The following is a 13,459-nucleotide window of genomic DNA, read 5'->3' as shown; positions in this document are numbered from 1 at the left end:
GTCAGGGCCCTCCGCCGCCGTCCCTGCGAACAAAATCGACGAAGGCGCGCAGCGCCGCCGGCATGTATTTGCGGCCGTGATAGTAGAGGAACGGACCGGAGAAGCTGTCCGACCAGTCCGGCAGGATTTCGACGAGTTGACCGCTGGCCAGCGCCTCGCCCACCATCTCTTCGAAGGTCAGCGTGATGCCCAGTCCGGCGATCACTGCCGCCTGTTCCATGTCGAGTGACCCGGCAATCAGCCGCGCCTTGGGGCTGACCGAGATGGTTTCGCCGTCACGCTCGAACGACCATGCCGCCAGCCGCCCGCTGGCAAACCGGTGCTGGATACCGTGATGATCGACCAGGTCACGGGGATGTGTCGGCGTGCCGCATCGCTCCAGATAGGCAGGCGAGGCCACCGTTACATACCTTTGTCGACGCGGACCCAGCGGCAGCGCGATCATGTCCTGCTGCAGTTCCTCCTCGTAGCGGATGCCGGCATCGTAGCCTTCACCCACCACATCGATATAGGCATCCTCGGTCGCAACCTCGAGCGTGATGTCCGGATAGAGCGCGAGAAACCGGCAGGCGATGTCGGGCAGGATGCAGCGCGCCACGATGCTGGGCACATTGAGCCGCAGCCGGCCCGCCGGGCGGTCGCGGAAGTCGTTGATGTCGTCGAGCGCCGTCTCGATCTCGCCCAGAAGCGGCGCCAGCCGTTCCAGCAGCCGCCGGCCGGCGTCGGTGACCGTGACGCTGCGGGTGGTGCGGTTGAGCAGGCGGACCTCGAGCCGCGTCTCCAGCCGCCGCATGGCCTCGCTGAGCGAGGAGGCAGAGACGCGACGCAGCTTGCCCGCGGCGCGAAAGCTCCGCAGCCGGGCGACGGTGGCGAAGGCATCCAGTTCGGCAAGAGGCAGATCAGCCATTGTGCAAAATTCCAAACAGCCTGTTTCGATTGCTTGGGATTATCGCACAAAGCAATCGGCATTACATCCCCTTCATCGCTGCCGCAGGTCCGCGGCAGCCACAATGGAGACGACACAATGAAACAGCTTCAACTCGGCCGCACCGGCCCCCTCACCACCCGCCTCGGCCTCGGCTGCATGGGCATGTCCAACGTCTATGGCCCCGCCGACCGGACCGAGAGCATCGCCACCATCCACGCAGCGCTCGAAGCCGGCATAAACCTGATCGACACCGGCGACTTCTACGACATGGGCCATAACGAGTTGCTGATCGCCGAGGCGCTGAAGGACGGCAGACGCGACCAGGCGTTGCTCAGCGTGAAGTTCGGTGCGCTGCGCGACCCGGCGGGCAATTTCATCGGCTTTGACGGCCGTCCGGTGGCGGTCAAGACGGCGCTTGCCTACACGCTCAAGCGGCTCGAGACCGACCATGTCGACATCTACCGCCCGGCCCGGCTCGATTCCGATGTGCCGATCGAGGACACGATCGGCGCCATCGCCGAGATGGTCGAGGCCGGTCATGTCCGCCACATCGGCCTGTCGGAAGTGGGCGCCGACACAATCCGCCGTGCCGCCGCGGTGCATCCGATCGTCGACCTGCAGATCGAGTATTCGCTGCTCTCCCGCGGCATCGAGGACGAGATCCTCGACACCTGCCGGGAATTGGGCATCGCAATCACCGCCTACGGCGTGCTGTCGCGCGGCCTGCTTGGCGGCCACTGGAAGCCATCGACTGCCGCCGCAGGCGATTACCGGGTCCACTCGCCGCGTTTCCAGGGCGAAAACGCCGATCGCAATCTCGCCCTGGGTGCAGCACTGGGCCGTGTTGCCGAATCCCGCGGCATGACCACCGCCCAGGCAGCAATCGCCTGGGTGGCAGCGCAGGGCGAGGACATCTTCCCCGTGATCGGCGCCCGCCGCCCCGACCGGCTTGCTGAAGCCATCGGCGGCATGGAAGCGACGCTCGCGCCGGAAGACCTGGCGGCGATCGAGCGGGCGGTTCCGAAGGACGCTGCCGCGGGTGCTCGCTACGCCGAGGCGCAGATGGCCCATCTCGACAGCGAGAAGCGCAGCGGCCGCTGAGCCGCCCCGACCAGAGGTCGCCGTCCGCCGGGCGGTTCGTTCGCGGCGACCCGCAGAGACAAAAAGGCCGGGAGCCCTGAGGCTCCCGGCCGGTATCGGTGAAGACCCGTCAGGCTGTCAGAAATCGGACCAGTTCTGGTCAACCGCGGCCGATCCGTTGCTGGAAAACGCCTGCCGCACCTTGTTGACCATGGCCTTGGCCGGTGATGTCCGGGGCATCGATCCCGACACAGCCGCAGATGGCGCGGTCCGCGACTGAGGGCGGGCCGGAGCGGAGGATCCCTCGGTGGTGAAGCGTGACACAAGGGCATTGAGGCTGTCGGCCTCGTTGGCCAGGCGATGCGTGACGGCGGTGGTTTCTTCCACCATCGCCGCGTTCTGCTGCGTCACCTGATCCATCTGGCTGACGGCCGAGTTGACCTCCTGCAGCCCGCTCGCCTGCTCCCGGGCGGCCGTCGCGATCGATTCGATATGCGCATTGATATCGACGACATGCGCCGCGATCTTGCCCAGCGCTTCGCCGGTGGCCTTCACCAGGCTGACGCCGCTTTCGACTTCGGAACTCGACTTGCCGATCAGGGTCTTGATCTCCTTGGCCGCCGTGGCGGACCGTTGAGCAAGCTCGCGCACTTCCTGCGCGACCACGGCAAAGCCGCGGCCCGCCTCGCCGGCGCGCGCCGCCTCGACCCCGGCATTCAGCGCCAGCAGGTTGGTCTGGAAGGCGATCTCGTCGATCACGCCGATGATCTTGGCGATCTCGCCGGAGGCGCTCTCGATGCGGCTCATGGCGCCGACGGCGTCGGCGACGATGAGGGCCGAAGCACTGCCGGCCCTGTTGGCCTCGGATGCCTTGTCGCTGGCTTCCTGCGCCCGGTCGGAAGAGCTCTTCACCGTGGCGGTGATTTCTTCGAGCGCGGCCGAGGTTTCCTCGAGCGCCGCCGCCTGCTGCTCGGTGCGGCGCGACAGGTCCTCGACCGCCGAACGCATTTCGCCGGCATTGGCATGGATCGAGTGGATGTTGACCTTCACGTCCGACAGCGTATCGGCGAGTTTCTCGACCGAGCTGTTGAAGTCCGTGCGCAGGCGGTCGAGCTCCCCGGCGAAGGGCGTGTCGAGGCGGATGGTCAGGTTGCCGTCGGACAGGTGCTGCAGGCCGGTTGCCAGCGCCTCGATGGCAGCGGCGAGGCTTCGGGCCTCCGCCGCTTTGGTGGCCTCGCGCTCGGCCTGTTCGCGTTCGCTCAGGCTGCGGTTCTCGTTGGCTTCGCGCTCCATGCGCTCCTTGTCGAGGGCCGCATCACGGAACATGACGATGGAGGCGGACATCTCGCCGATTTCGTCACCGCGATCGCGGTAAGGAATCTCCACGTCGTTCTTGCCGGAAGCGAGCACCGCCATAACCCGTGTGAGCGAGGAGACGGCGCCGCCGATGTGACGGGTGAGCATATAGGCCAGAAGCGGGCCGAGGACCAGAATGGCCGCGATACCAGCCAGGATGGCCATCTGGGAGAAGTTGATGGCATCGGCGCGCATGGCGCTGCGGGTACCCAGCAGCCCGCTTTCGGCAGATTCGAATTCCGCATGCGCCGCGCGCAACTTGTCCATGATCCCCTTGGCGACGCCGGCGCTTGCCAGAGCCCGCGCCTCTTCCACTGTGGCGGGGTCCTTCATCATGGTGATTTCGCGTTCGGCAATCGTCGTTCGCCATTCATTGTGCAGTTCTTGGATCAGCTTCAGCCGCGCCTGCTGCTCGGCATTGTCCGAGGTAAGGTCAAGCAGGGTCTTCAGGGTCTCGTCGAACCTGGCAAGGCCTTTGGTGTAAGGCTCGAGGAAGTTCTCGTTGGCTGAAATCAGGTATCCTCTCAGCCCGGTTTCCTGGTTGATGACGGAGAGCATCAGTTCATTTGAGCTGCCCAGGACCTCGTAGGTATGGGTGTTCCAAGCACTGGCGGTCTCGATTGTGCGCAGGCTGAAGAAGGTCGTTCCGGCGACGGCCAGGAACAGACCGATGAGCAGTGCGAAGGTGGCTGCGAACTTGGCGCCGACTTTGAATTTGGTAGAGTGCATTCCCGTATGATCCCGGCCTATTGTTTCAACTCGCAGCCTCATGCGGGAAGTTGAAGCCCATTTCCGCCAGAGCGCGTCTGGCCGACAGGTGGTGTGTTGAGAGCAGCGGACCCTGTCTCATCCGGGTCCATAGCCAATATCTAAAATTCCAATACTTAAGAAACAGGAAAAGGAAACAGGCGAGAAACCACCTCGGCACGAGACCGACCGCGCCGCGGAGGCGTTGCCTGTGGCCGATTGCCAAGGCGCCAGGCAGGCCCAGGACAGAGACTGGACTGGCTTTCCGCTTCGGCCTGCCGCTGCGGCGCAACGAAAACGGGCCGCATCCGATGATGCGGCCCGTGCCGGATGCATTTCGTCCTTGAAGGATCAGACCGGGTCGTTGAACGTGTCGCAGGAATCCAGACGGCCGGTGTCAAACCCGCGCTTGAACCATTTGACGCGCTGCGCCGAGGTGCCGTGGTTGAAGCTGTCGGGCACCACATAGCCCTGGGTCGAGCGCTGCAGCGCGTCGTCGCCGATCTGCTGGGCGGCGTTGAGCGCCTCTTCCAGGTCTCCTGTCTCGAGGATGCCCTTCTGCTCGGTATAATGCCCCCAGATCCCGGCGAAGCAGTCGGCCTGCAGCTCGACCCGCACGGACATCTGGTTCTCCTCGCTCTGGTTCATCGCCTGGCGTTGACGGTTGAATTCGGGCAGCACGCCGATCAGGTTCTGCACATGATGGCCCACTTCGTGGGCGAGTACATAGGCCTGGGCGAAATCACCGGAAGCCCCGAAACGGTCCGACAGCTCGTTGTAGAAATCGAGGTCGAGATAGACCTTGGAATCGGCGGGGCAGTAGAATGGTCCGGACGCAGAACTGGCGTTGCCGCAGGCCGACGCCACCGACCCGGTGAACAGCACGAGCGTCGGCTGCGGATAATCCAGCCCCTCGGATTTCATGATGCCTGTCCATGTGTCCTCGGTCTCTGCCAGGACAGTGGCGACGAACTGCTTCATCTCGTCCTGCCGGGCCGATGTCGGCGCGGTCCGGCTCTCGGTGACGGAACCCGATCCGCCCGGCGCCACGCCTTCGAGCAAGGCGGTCGGATCGATGCCGCAGGCGCGAAGCACGACGAACAGCAGCACGAGGAAGATGATGGTCTTGAGCCCGCCGCCCGAGGCGCGCATCCCGCCGCCCCCGGTGGGAAGCCTTATGCCGCCGCGGCCGAACGGATTGCCGCGCCCACCACCCTGGCCGCGCCGATCCTCGATATTGTCGCTCTGGCGACGGCCCTTCCAGTCCATGACGCAATGCTCCTTCATCCAGCCGGTCCCGTTCAATGCCCGGGACGCCATTCGGTTCATATCAAGCATGGTGGAATATCCCGACGCAAGCCAATCCCGTAGCCCGGGGCAATATCGCCGGGCCCCAACCAGTTCCCTCGCGCGGAGATCCGGCCGGTTTGATCAGGATCAGGGTGCGGTATCCGATTGCCGCGCAGACTGAAGGCAACGATGGAGGTCGCCGTGAACCCACAGTCTCTTGCAGTCCTGAATGCCCTTGCCACCCCGCATCTCCGCGCCGCGGCGCTCGCCGCGGTCCTGCTCGCACCGGCCTTGCCGGCGCCCGCCGGCGGCGCTGAGGCGTTTGACACGGCCGCCGCCGGGCGTGGGCGGCAGGTGGTCGAAGACTGGTGCCGAGGTTGCCATCTTCGCGCCCGCGACCGGCCCGATGCCGACATGGCGCTGCCCTATGAGCGCATCGTCCTGCGCCCTGGCCGCGACCGGGCCTATTTCGAGCGATTCTTCAGGGAAGATCACTTTCCGATGACCACCTACCGGCTGTTCGAGAATGAAAAGGCCGACGTGGTCGAGTATCTGCTGTCGCTCAAGCCGCAGTGACGGACTGGAGATCGCCAGCCATGGCCGGGCCGGGGACCGGACGACCGGCTGGTCAAGGAGGCGACGGCGCTCAAGCCTGCTGTCCGGCAAGCCGGCGCGCACCGGCGCGGTCGGTGACGACCAGGCCCAGCGCGAGCAGGGCGAAGCCGGCGCCGACCAGGCCCAGTTCGTTGACCGAAGCCAGGGCCAGCACCCGGCCGCCGACAAAGGTGCCAGTCGCGATGCCGAGATAGATCGCCGAACCGTTGAGCGCCAGCGTCAGATGGGCAACATCAGGGGCCAGGGCGACCAGCCGGCTCGTCTGCGCCGGCGGAAAGATCCAGCCGACGAATCCCCAGATCAGCATCAGGGCGATGAGCAGCGGGCCGGCGATCGCATCCGGCACGAAGCGCGCGACGCAGGACATCACGACGGCCAGCAGGATTGAGGACATGATCGCCGTCACCACCACGCGCCTGGCGCCAAGGTCGTCGGCCAGCCGTCCGCTGGTGTAGTTGCCGGCGATGGCGCCAACGCCATAGGCCAGCATCACCACCGGCAGGATGTCCTGCGGCAGGCCGACGCCCTCGATGGCAAGCGGCCCGAGATAGGAAATCAGCGAGAAGCCGCCGGCGAGATAGAGGAAGGTGACGGAGATCGCGCGCAGCACGCCGGGTCGCCGGATGACGCCGAGCCTGCTGCCGAGGCTGAGGCGGGAGCCGGCAAGATTGTCGGGCAGCCAGAGCCTGAGAGCCGCCACGCAGAGGAGTCCCACCAGGCCGATGCCGACGAAGGTCTCGCGCCAGCCCAGCATATGCGCGAAGAAGGTGCCAAGCGGAGCGCCCAGAGCCACCGCGAAGGTGGTGCCCCCAACGACCACCGAAATCGCCTTGGCGCGATGCTCCGGTCCGGCCAGTTGCACAGCGATGGCCTGGGCCGTGGCGGCAAACAGGCCGGCGGCCATGCCCGTGCCCATCTGCGCCAGGAACAAGAGCGGCACCGTGGCGCTCGCCGCGATCATCAGGTTTCCCAACACGAAGGCCGCCATGCCGATCAGCAGCACGCTGCGGCGGTTGTAGGTGCCGGCCATCGCCGACAGGATCGGGGTGCCGATCGCATAGGAGAGCGAATAGACGGCCACGAGCGCGCCCACATTGGCGATCGGGATTCCGGTGCTCTGCGAGATCAGCGGCAGCACGCCGGCAAAGACGAAGGCGACAGTGCTGACGCAGAAGGCGCCAAGGCCGAGAAGGAAGAGACGCTTGTCCACGGGAAAATCCTTTGTTCAATAAACATTGAACTAAGCGCCGTCGTGACTCATTGCAAGGCCCGCGATCCGGTTTTCTTCCGCACTGCAGCATCCATGCCCCGGCCAGCGGTGCAGGCCCTCGCGCAGGCGCGGATTCGGAGCGCGAGGCCGGCGCGGCCTTGCAACGGGCGACAAATTGCTTAGCTTTGCGTCATGCTCGACCATCCCGCCGTAGAAGACATCGACCTGACGACAATTCTCGCGGCGCTCGGCGACCCGATCCGCCTGGCCATTCTCGGCGATCTCGCCCGCAGCACCGGCACCGCCCTTTGCTGCGCCGACTTTCGCGAACTGACATCGAAATCCAACCTCACCTATCATATCGCCAGGATGCGCGAGGCCGGCATCGTCCATGTCGAACCGAGCGGCACCAGGCGGCTGATCAGCCTGCGTCGCGCCGACATCGACAGCCGCTTTCCGGGCGTGCTCGACGCCATCATCGCCAATGCCATTGCGCTGCCCTCTCCTTTCGGGCCGGAAGGTTGCGGTCTTCAGTGATCATGGCGCCCTGACCGGCCCGGGATGATCGAGCGGCATCCGGTTGACGCCGCAACCGCCAGATCGTAACCCGGACAAATGCTGGTCTATCCGATCTATTTTGCCGCGGCGCTGGCCGAGATTGCCGGGTGTTTCGCCTTTTGGGCGTGGCTGAGGCTGGGCCATTCCGCGCTGTGGCTGGCACCCGGCCTCATGTCGCTCGCCGCCTTCGCATGGCTGCTGGCGCTCAGCCCCGCCGACCATGCCGGGCGCGCCTATGCGGCCTATGGCGGCATCTACATTGCCGCCTCGCTGCTGTGGCTCTGGCTGGTGGAGGGGCACCGTCCCGATCCGTGGGACGGGCTCGGCGCCGGCCTCTGCCTCGTCGGCGCGGGCATCATCCTGTGGGCGCCGCGCGCAGGCTGAGATCGTCGGCGCGGACTTGTCGCTGCGACAGATGGCGCGGACTTGTCGCTGCGACAGATAGGGATTCGCGCTCGCCCTTCGAGGGCGCTTCGCGGCCGCCCGGGATGAGAGTGAAGGGAGGCGTCGTCCGTCGAGTCATAGCCCGAGCAGAATACTGCCCCCAACGCCGATCAACTCAGCGTTCGATCTCCCGGTCGATAGGCGGGGTGATGGAACGAGGCTCCTCGGCACGCGCGCACGACCCGGCGTTTCGGATCTCCGTCCCGCAGCATCCGCGGTTGCCCGCACTTTCCCTTTGACAACCCGCTTTAGGGGTTTCGCCGTGGCCAACATTTCCCTATAAGCCGCGTCTAGCCTCAGATTGTGCGCATGGCCTCTCCCGCCTCCGAATCCCGTGTGGGATTCCCGACGGGGGATTTTTTGCGCAAACCGCACGAAATGGACCGGACCATGCCCAAACGCACTGATATCAAGTCGATCCTCATCATCGGTGCTGGACCGATCGTCATCGGGCAGGCCTGCGAGTTCGACTATTCCGGCACCCAGGCATGCAAGGCCCTGAAGGAAGAAGGCTACCGGGTCATCCTGGTCAATTCCAACCCGGCCACCATCATGACCGACCCGGGACTGGCCGACGCCACCTACATCGAGCCGATCACCCCGGAAGTGGTGGCCAAGATCATCGCCAAGGAACGTCCCGACGCGCTGCTGCCGACCATGGGCGGCCAGACCGCGCTCAACACGGCGCTGTCGCTCCGCCGCATGGGCGTGCTTGAGCGCTACGATGTCGAGATGATCGGCGCCAAGCCGGAAGCCATCGACATGGCCGAGGACCGGGCGCTGTTCCGCGAGGCGATGACCCGCATCGGGCTCGAGACGCCGCGCTCCTTCCTCGCCAACGCCACCGACATCAAGGACACCGACCGCAAGACTCACGAGGCCGAGCGGCAGAAGCTTCGCGCCGAGCTGTCCGGGCCGGAGCTCGACACGGCGCTCGACGCCCTGGAAAACACCTGGAATCTCGGCGAATCCGACCGCAAGCAGCGCTATATGAGCCATGCCATCGCCATGGCCGCCCAGGCGCTCGACCAGATCGGCCTCCCCGCCATCATCCGCCCCTCCTTCACCATGGGCGGCACCGGCGGCGGCATCGCCTACAACCGCTCGGAATTCTACGACATCATCGAAAGCGGGCTCGACGCCTCGCCGACCACCGAAGTGCTGATCGAGGAATCGGTGCTCGGCTGGAAGGAATACGAGATGGAGGTGGTGCGCGACACCGCCGACAACTGCATCATCATCTGCTCGATCGAGAACATCGACCCGATGGGCGTGCACACCGGCGATTCGATCACCGTCGCCCCGGCGCTGACTCTGACCGACAAGGAATACCAGGTCATGCGCAACGCATCCATCGCGGTGCTGCGCGAGATCGGTGTGGAGACCGGCGGCTCCAACGTGCAGTTCGCCGTCAATCCGGCAAACGGCCGCCTCGTCGTCATCGAGATGAACCCGCGCGTCTCGCGCTCCTCGGCGCTTGCCTCCAAGGCCACCGGCTTCCCCATCGCCCGCGTCGCCGCCAAGCTTGCCGTCGGCTACACGCTCGACGAGCTCGACAACGACATCACGGGTGGGGCCACGCCAGCCTCCTTCGAGCCGTCGATCGATTACGTCGTCACCAAGATTCCGCGGTTTGCCTTCGAGAAGTTTCCCGGCGCCGAGCCGACGCTGACCACTGCGATGAAATCGGTGGGCGAGGTGATGGCCATCGGCCGCACCTTCGCCGAAAGCCTGCAGAAGGCGCTGCGCGGCCTCGAGACCGGGCTGACCGGCCTCGACGAGATCGAGATTCCGGGTCTGGGCGAAGGCGACGACGAGAACGCCATCAAGGCCGCCATCGGCGTGCCCACCCCCGACCGGCTGCGCATGGTGGCCCAGGCGATGCGGCTTGGCATGAGCGCCGTCGAGGTCCATTCCATCTGCAGGATCGACCCCTGGTTCCTGGCCCAGATCGAGGCCATCCTGACCATGGAAGCCCGCATCCGCGAGCACGGACTGCCCCAGGATCCCGAGAACCTGCGCGCCATCAAGGCGATGGGCTTCTCCGACGCACGGCTGGGCAGCCTCACCGGCACCCGCTCCACCGACGTGGCGCGACTGCGCCAGGGCCTCGACGTGCATCCGGTCTACAAGCGCATCGACACCTGCGCGGCCGAGTTCGCCTCGCCCACCGCCTACATGTACTCGACCTACGAGACGCCCTTCATCGGCGCACCCGCCTGCGAAGCGCAGGTCTCCGACCGCAAGAAGGTTGTCATTCTCGGCGGAGGCCCGAACCGCATCGGCCAGGGCATCGAGTTCGACTATTGCTGCTGCCATGCCGCCTTCGCGCTCAAGGATGCCGGCTACGAATCGATCATGATCAATTGCAACCCGGAAACCGTGTCCACCGACTACGACACCTCCGACCGGCTGTATTTCGAATCGCTGACGGCCGAGGACGTGCTCGAGATCCTGCACAAGGAGCAGGAAAAGGGCGAACTTCTGGGCGTCATCGTCCAGTTCGGCGGGCAGACGCCGCTCAAGCTCGCCGACGCGCTGGAAAAGGCCGGCATTCCCATTCTCGGCACAGCGCCCGACGCCATCGATCTGGCCGAGGACCGCGACCGCTTCCAGAAGCTCCTGACCAGGCTCGACCTGATCCAGCCGCGCAACGGCATTGCCTATTCGGTTGAGCAGTCGCGCCTGGTCGCCGCCGAGATCGGTTTCCCGCTGGTGGTCCGGCCCTCCTATGTGCTCGGCGGCCGCGCCATGCAGATCATCCGCGACGAGACCAACCTGTCGAACTACCTGCTCGGCACCGTGCCGGAACTGGTGCCCGAAGAGATCAAGGCGCGCTATCCCAACGACAAGACCGGCCAGATCAACACCCTGCTCGGCACCAATCCGCTGCTGTTTGACAGCTACCTGTCCAATGCCATCGAGGTGGATGTCGACGGCCTCTGCGACGGCAAGTCGGTGCACATCGCAGGCATCATGGAGCACATCGAGGAAGCCGGCATCCATTCGGGCGATTCCGCCTGCTCGCTGCCGGCCTACACGCTGTCGGACGCGATGATCGACCGGCTCGAGGCGCAGACGGTGGCCATGGCGCATGCGCTCAAGGTCGTCGGCCTGATGAACGTGCAGTTCGCCATCAAGGACGATGTCATCTATGTGCTCGAGGTCAATCCGCGCGCCTCGCGCACCGTGCCCTTCGTCGCCAAGACCGTCGGCGCCCCGATCGCCAAGGTCGCAGCCCGGGTGATGGCGGGCGAGAGCCTGGAAACCGCCTTCGCCGCCTATGGCGCCACGCCCAACCACCGCACGCTCAAGCACATCGCCGTCAAGGAAGCGGTCTTTCCCTTTGCCCGCTTCCCCGGCGTCGACACGCTGCTCGGACCGGAAATGCGCTCCACCGGCGAGGTCATGGGACTTGACCGCGACTACGCGCTGGCTTTCGCCAAGGCGCAGCTCGGCGCCGGCGTCGATCTGCCGCGCTCGGGCACCGTCTTCGTCTCGGTGCGCGACGAGGACAAGCCGCGCGTGCTCGACGCGGTGCGAATTCTCGCCGCCGACGGCTTCCGCATCATGGCGACGTCGGGCACCGCAGACTTCCTCAAGGACAAGGGCTTCGACGTGGAGCGCGTCAACAAGGTGCTTGAGGGCCGGCCGCATGTCGAGGACGCCATCCGCAATCGCCAGGTCCAGATGGTGATCAACACCACCGAGGGCGCCAAGACGATCTCGGATTCGAAGTCACTGCGCCGCGCCGCGCTGATGCAGAAGGTGCCCTATTTCACCACCATGGCCGGCGCCCATTCCGCCGCCCGGGCGATTGCCGCGCTCAAGGCCGGCAATCTCGAGGTCCATCCGCTGCAGAGTTACTTTCCGGCGGCGTGATGGGGTGAGTTGATGCTGAGAGACAGCCGCGATATCATCAAACGTCGGACGTCTGATGGTTTCGTGCTGGTCTCGACACGCGGATCTCACCACAAGTTCCGGCGCCACTCGGACGGCAGGATCGTGATTGTCACGCATCCGCGCAAGGACATCCCCGTTGGAACCGTGCGCTCGATCTACGCGCAGGCAAACTGGCCCAAGGACTAGACCATGGCTTATTACATCGCCCTCATCCACAAGCAGTCCGACAGCGGCTACGGTGTATCCTTTCCCGATGTTCCGGGAGTTACCGCAGTCGCCGACACACTTGACGAGGCGATGCGCGAGGCATCGGTCGCCCTGGGTTTTGCCTTCGAGGACTGGAGCGGCCACCGTCCGGCGCCGCGCACGCTCGACGCTTTGCGGCTGGATCCGGTGTTTCTGGAGCAATCCGCTGACGCCGTGGTCGCCGCCGTCATGCCCGCGCCAGGGATAGCCGACGCGGCGTGAGAGCACGGCCCCCGGCATGAGGGGCGGTCGGACCGCGGGTCCGTTGCCGGCGGTCGGGCAAGCTCCCCACTTCCCCCACTTACCGCCGCCAGCTTCAGAACGGCTTGGTCACCACCAGCACGACGATGGCGATCATGCAGGCGATGGTGATGGCGGCGGAATGCCTCAGGAACGCCGGCGGCACCCGGGCCGGATCGTTGGCGAAGCGCCTGAGCCGGCCCGCCTGGATGCCGTGCAGCGCCGAGAGGAAGATGACGATCGCGAGCTTCGCCATCAGCCAGGGCGAGGAGAACCAGTGGCCCATCGCGGCGACGGCGATGCCGAACAGCCAGACGCCGCCGAGCGCCGGCTGGCTGACCCGGTGGTCCCATTTCAGTGCCTGCCGGATCAGCAGCAGCCGCTCTTCGGTCATCGCGCCGGTCGCGATCAGTCGGTGGACGACGCCAAGCAGCAGCATGCCGCCGATCCAGGCGACGACGGATGCGATATGGGCTGCCTTGAGCCAGAGATAGGTGTCCATGGTTAGCCTCTATCGGATCGGGCATCTAGCGCGGTTTGCTCTCATTGCACCGTCAGGCTGTGGGAATCAATCACCATCCAAAACCACCGCTGATTGCGCGCAACCCATCGCCCCGCAAGCATTGCCACAATCGCTGTCGATCACATCTCAATTGCAGCGGAGAACTCTAAAAAATCCGAAAACCTATCGTATAGGTGAAGAAACAACAAGCCAGAATTCGCATTGCCCGTCATTTTCATTTTTCCGTTATTATCGTAGAATATTCTGAATATTGAGGACCCGTGAAAAATGAACGCGTGTTCATGTGCAATATTCTGCATATTTATCCTGGCAGCTCCGT

Annotated in this window: 12 protein-coding genes; 7 read left to right on the top strand and 5 right to left on the bottom strand. The window is 65.2% G+C overall.

The window, feature by feature from the left end:
* Position 1 precedes the first annotated feature (1 nt).
* Positions 2-907 (bottom strand): LysR family transcriptional regulator, encoded by a 906-nt coding sequence (locus DFR52_RS20900; protein ID WP_110033962.1) that lies wholly within the window; start codon positions 905-907, stop codon positions 2-4.
* Positions 908-1,024: 117 nt separating this feature from the next.
* Between DFR52_RS20900 and DFR52_RS20895 the strand changes: the two genes are divergently transcribed.
* Entirely contained in the window at positions 1,025-2,029 is a 1,005-nt protein-coding gene (locus tag DFR52_RS20895) for an aldo/keto reductase (protein ID WP_110033961.1), read from the top strand.
* Between the two features lie 117 nt (positions 2,030-2,146).
* Here DFR52_RS20895 and DFR52_RS20890 read toward each other — a convergent pair whose 3' ends face one another.
* Positions 2,147-4,093, bottom strand: coding sequence for a methyl-accepting chemotaxis protein (locus DFR52_RS20890; RefSeq protein ID WP_158285009.1), 1,947 nt, complete (start codon positions 4,091-4,093; stop codon positions 2,147-2,149).
* Positions 4,094-4,462: 369 nt separating this feature from the next.
* Positions 4,463-5,380 carry a KPN_02809 family neutral zinc metallopeptidase gene (gene ypfJ, locus DFR52_RS20885; RefSeq protein ID WP_110033959.1) on the bottom strand — a complete coding sequence of 306 codons (918 nt, stop codon included), beginning with the start codon at positions 5,378-5,380 and terminating at the stop codon, positions 4,463-4,465.
* 222 nt (positions 5,381-5,602) lie between these two features.
* On the opposite strand from ypfJ, the gene DFR52_RS20880 reads away from it, so the two are divergent.
* A complete protein-coding gene (locus tag DFR52_RS20880; protein ID WP_210205880.1) occupies positions 5,603-5,977 on the top strand; it encodes a hypothetical protein in 375 nt (124 codons plus the stop codon).
* Positions 5,978-6,047: 70 nt separating this feature from the next.
* Here DFR52_RS20880 and DFR52_RS20875 read toward each other — a convergent pair whose 3' ends face one another.
* Positions 6,048-7,226, bottom strand: coding sequence for an MFS transporter (locus tag DFR52_RS20875; RefSeq protein ID WP_110033957.1), 1,179 nt, complete (start codon positions 7,224-7,226; stop codon positions 6,048-6,050).
* A 192-nt stretch (positions 7,227-7,418) separates the two neighbouring features.
* Here DFR52_RS20875 and DFR52_RS20870 point away from each other — a divergent pair, with 192 nt between their 5' ends.
* The 5 genes from DFR52_RS20870 to DFR52_RS20850 all read left to right on the top strand — a co-directional run bounded on the left by DFR52_RS20870 (position 7,419) and on the right by DFR52_RS20850 (position 12,599).
* Entirely contained in the window at positions 7,419-7,763 is a 345-nt protein-coding gene (locus tag DFR52_RS20870; RefSeq protein ID WP_110033956.1) for an ArsR/SmtB family transcription factor, read from the top strand.
* 78 nt (positions 7,764-7,841) lie between these two features.
* Positions 7,842-8,168 (top strand): YnfA family protein, encoded by a 327-nt coding sequence (locus DFR52_RS20865; protein WP_110033955.1) that lies wholly within the window; start codon positions 7,842-7,844, stop codon positions 8,166-8,168.
* A 450-nt stretch (positions 8,169-8,618) separates the two neighbouring features.
* Positions 8,619-12,110, top strand: a complete 3,492-nt coding sequence (carB, locus tag DFR52_RS20860) for a carbamoyl-phosphate synthase large subunit (RefSeq protein WP_110034122.1) — start codon at positions 8,619-8,621, stop codon at positions 12,108-12,110.
* A gap of 12 nt (positions 12,111-12,122) precedes the next feature.
* Complete coding sequence (locus DFR52_RS20855; RefSeq protein ID WP_110033954.1) at positions 12,123-12,317, top strand: type II toxin-antitoxin system HicA family toxin; 195 nt, start codon at positions 12,123-12,125, stop codon at positions 12,315-12,317.
* 3 nt (positions 12,318-12,320) lie between these two features.
* On the top strand, positions 12,321-12,599 hold the full coding sequence (locus DFR52_RS20850; RefSeq protein WP_110033953.1) for a type II toxin-antitoxin system HicB family antitoxin: 279 nt from the start codon (positions 12,321-12,323) through the stop codon (positions 12,597-12,599).
* 94 nt (positions 12,600-12,693) lie between these two features.
* Here the strand turns inward: DFR52_RS20850 and DFR52_RS20845 are convergent, their stop codons facing one another.
* Positions 12,694-13,119, bottom strand: a complete 426-nt coding sequence (locus tag DFR52_RS20845) for a CopD family protein (RefSeq protein ID WP_110033952.1) — start codon at positions 13,117-13,119, stop codon at positions 12,694-12,696.
* Positions 13,120-13,459: the final 340 nt, after the last annotated feature.

The organism is Hoeflea marina (assembly GCF_003182275.1).
Lineage (GTDB): Bacteria > Pseudomonadota > Alphaproteobacteria > Rhizobiales > Rhizobiaceae > Hoeflea > Hoeflea marina.
This window is presented reverse-complemented; position numbering and strand designations above follow the sequence as displayed.

Coding starts and splice junctions, on each gene's coding strand:
- DFR52_RS20850 (WP_110033953.1), top strand. CDS start 12,321: ATGGCTTATTACATCGCCCTCATCCACAAGCAGTCCGACAGCGGCTAC.
- DFR52_RS20890 (WP_158285009.1), bottom strand. CDS start 4,093: ATGCACTCTACCAAATTCAAAGTCGGCGCCAAGTTCGCAGCCACCTTC.
- DFR52_RS20895 (WP_110033961.1), top strand. CDS start 1,025: ATGAAACAGCTTCAACTCGGCCGCACCGGCCCCCTCACCACCCGCCTC.
- DFR52_RS20900 (WP_110033962.1), bottom strand. CDS start 907: ATGGCTGATCTGCCTCTTGCCGAACTGGATGCCTTCGCCACCGTCGCC.
- DFR52_RS20845 (WP_110033952.1), bottom strand. CDS start 13,119: ATGGACACCTATCTCTGGCTCAAGGCAGCCCATATCGCATCCGTCGTC.
- carB (WP_110034122.1), top strand. CDS start 8,619: ATGCCCAAACGCACTGATATCAAGTCGATCCTCATCATCGGTGCTGGA.
- ypfJ (WP_110033959.1), bottom strand. CDS start 5,380: ATGGACTGGAAGGGCCGTCGCCAGAGCGACAATATCGAGGATCGGCGC.
- DFR52_RS20870 (WP_110033956.1), top strand. CDS start 7,419: ATGCTCGACCATCCCGCCGTAGAAGACATCGACCTGACGACAATTCTC.
- DFR52_RS20865 (WP_110033955.1), top strand. CDS start 7,842: ATGCTGGTCTATCCGATCTATTTTGCCGCGGCGCTGGCCGAGATTGCC.
- DFR52_RS20855 (WP_110033954.1), top strand. CDS start 12,123: ATGCTGAGAGACAGCCGCGATATCATCAAACGTCGGACGTCTGATGGT.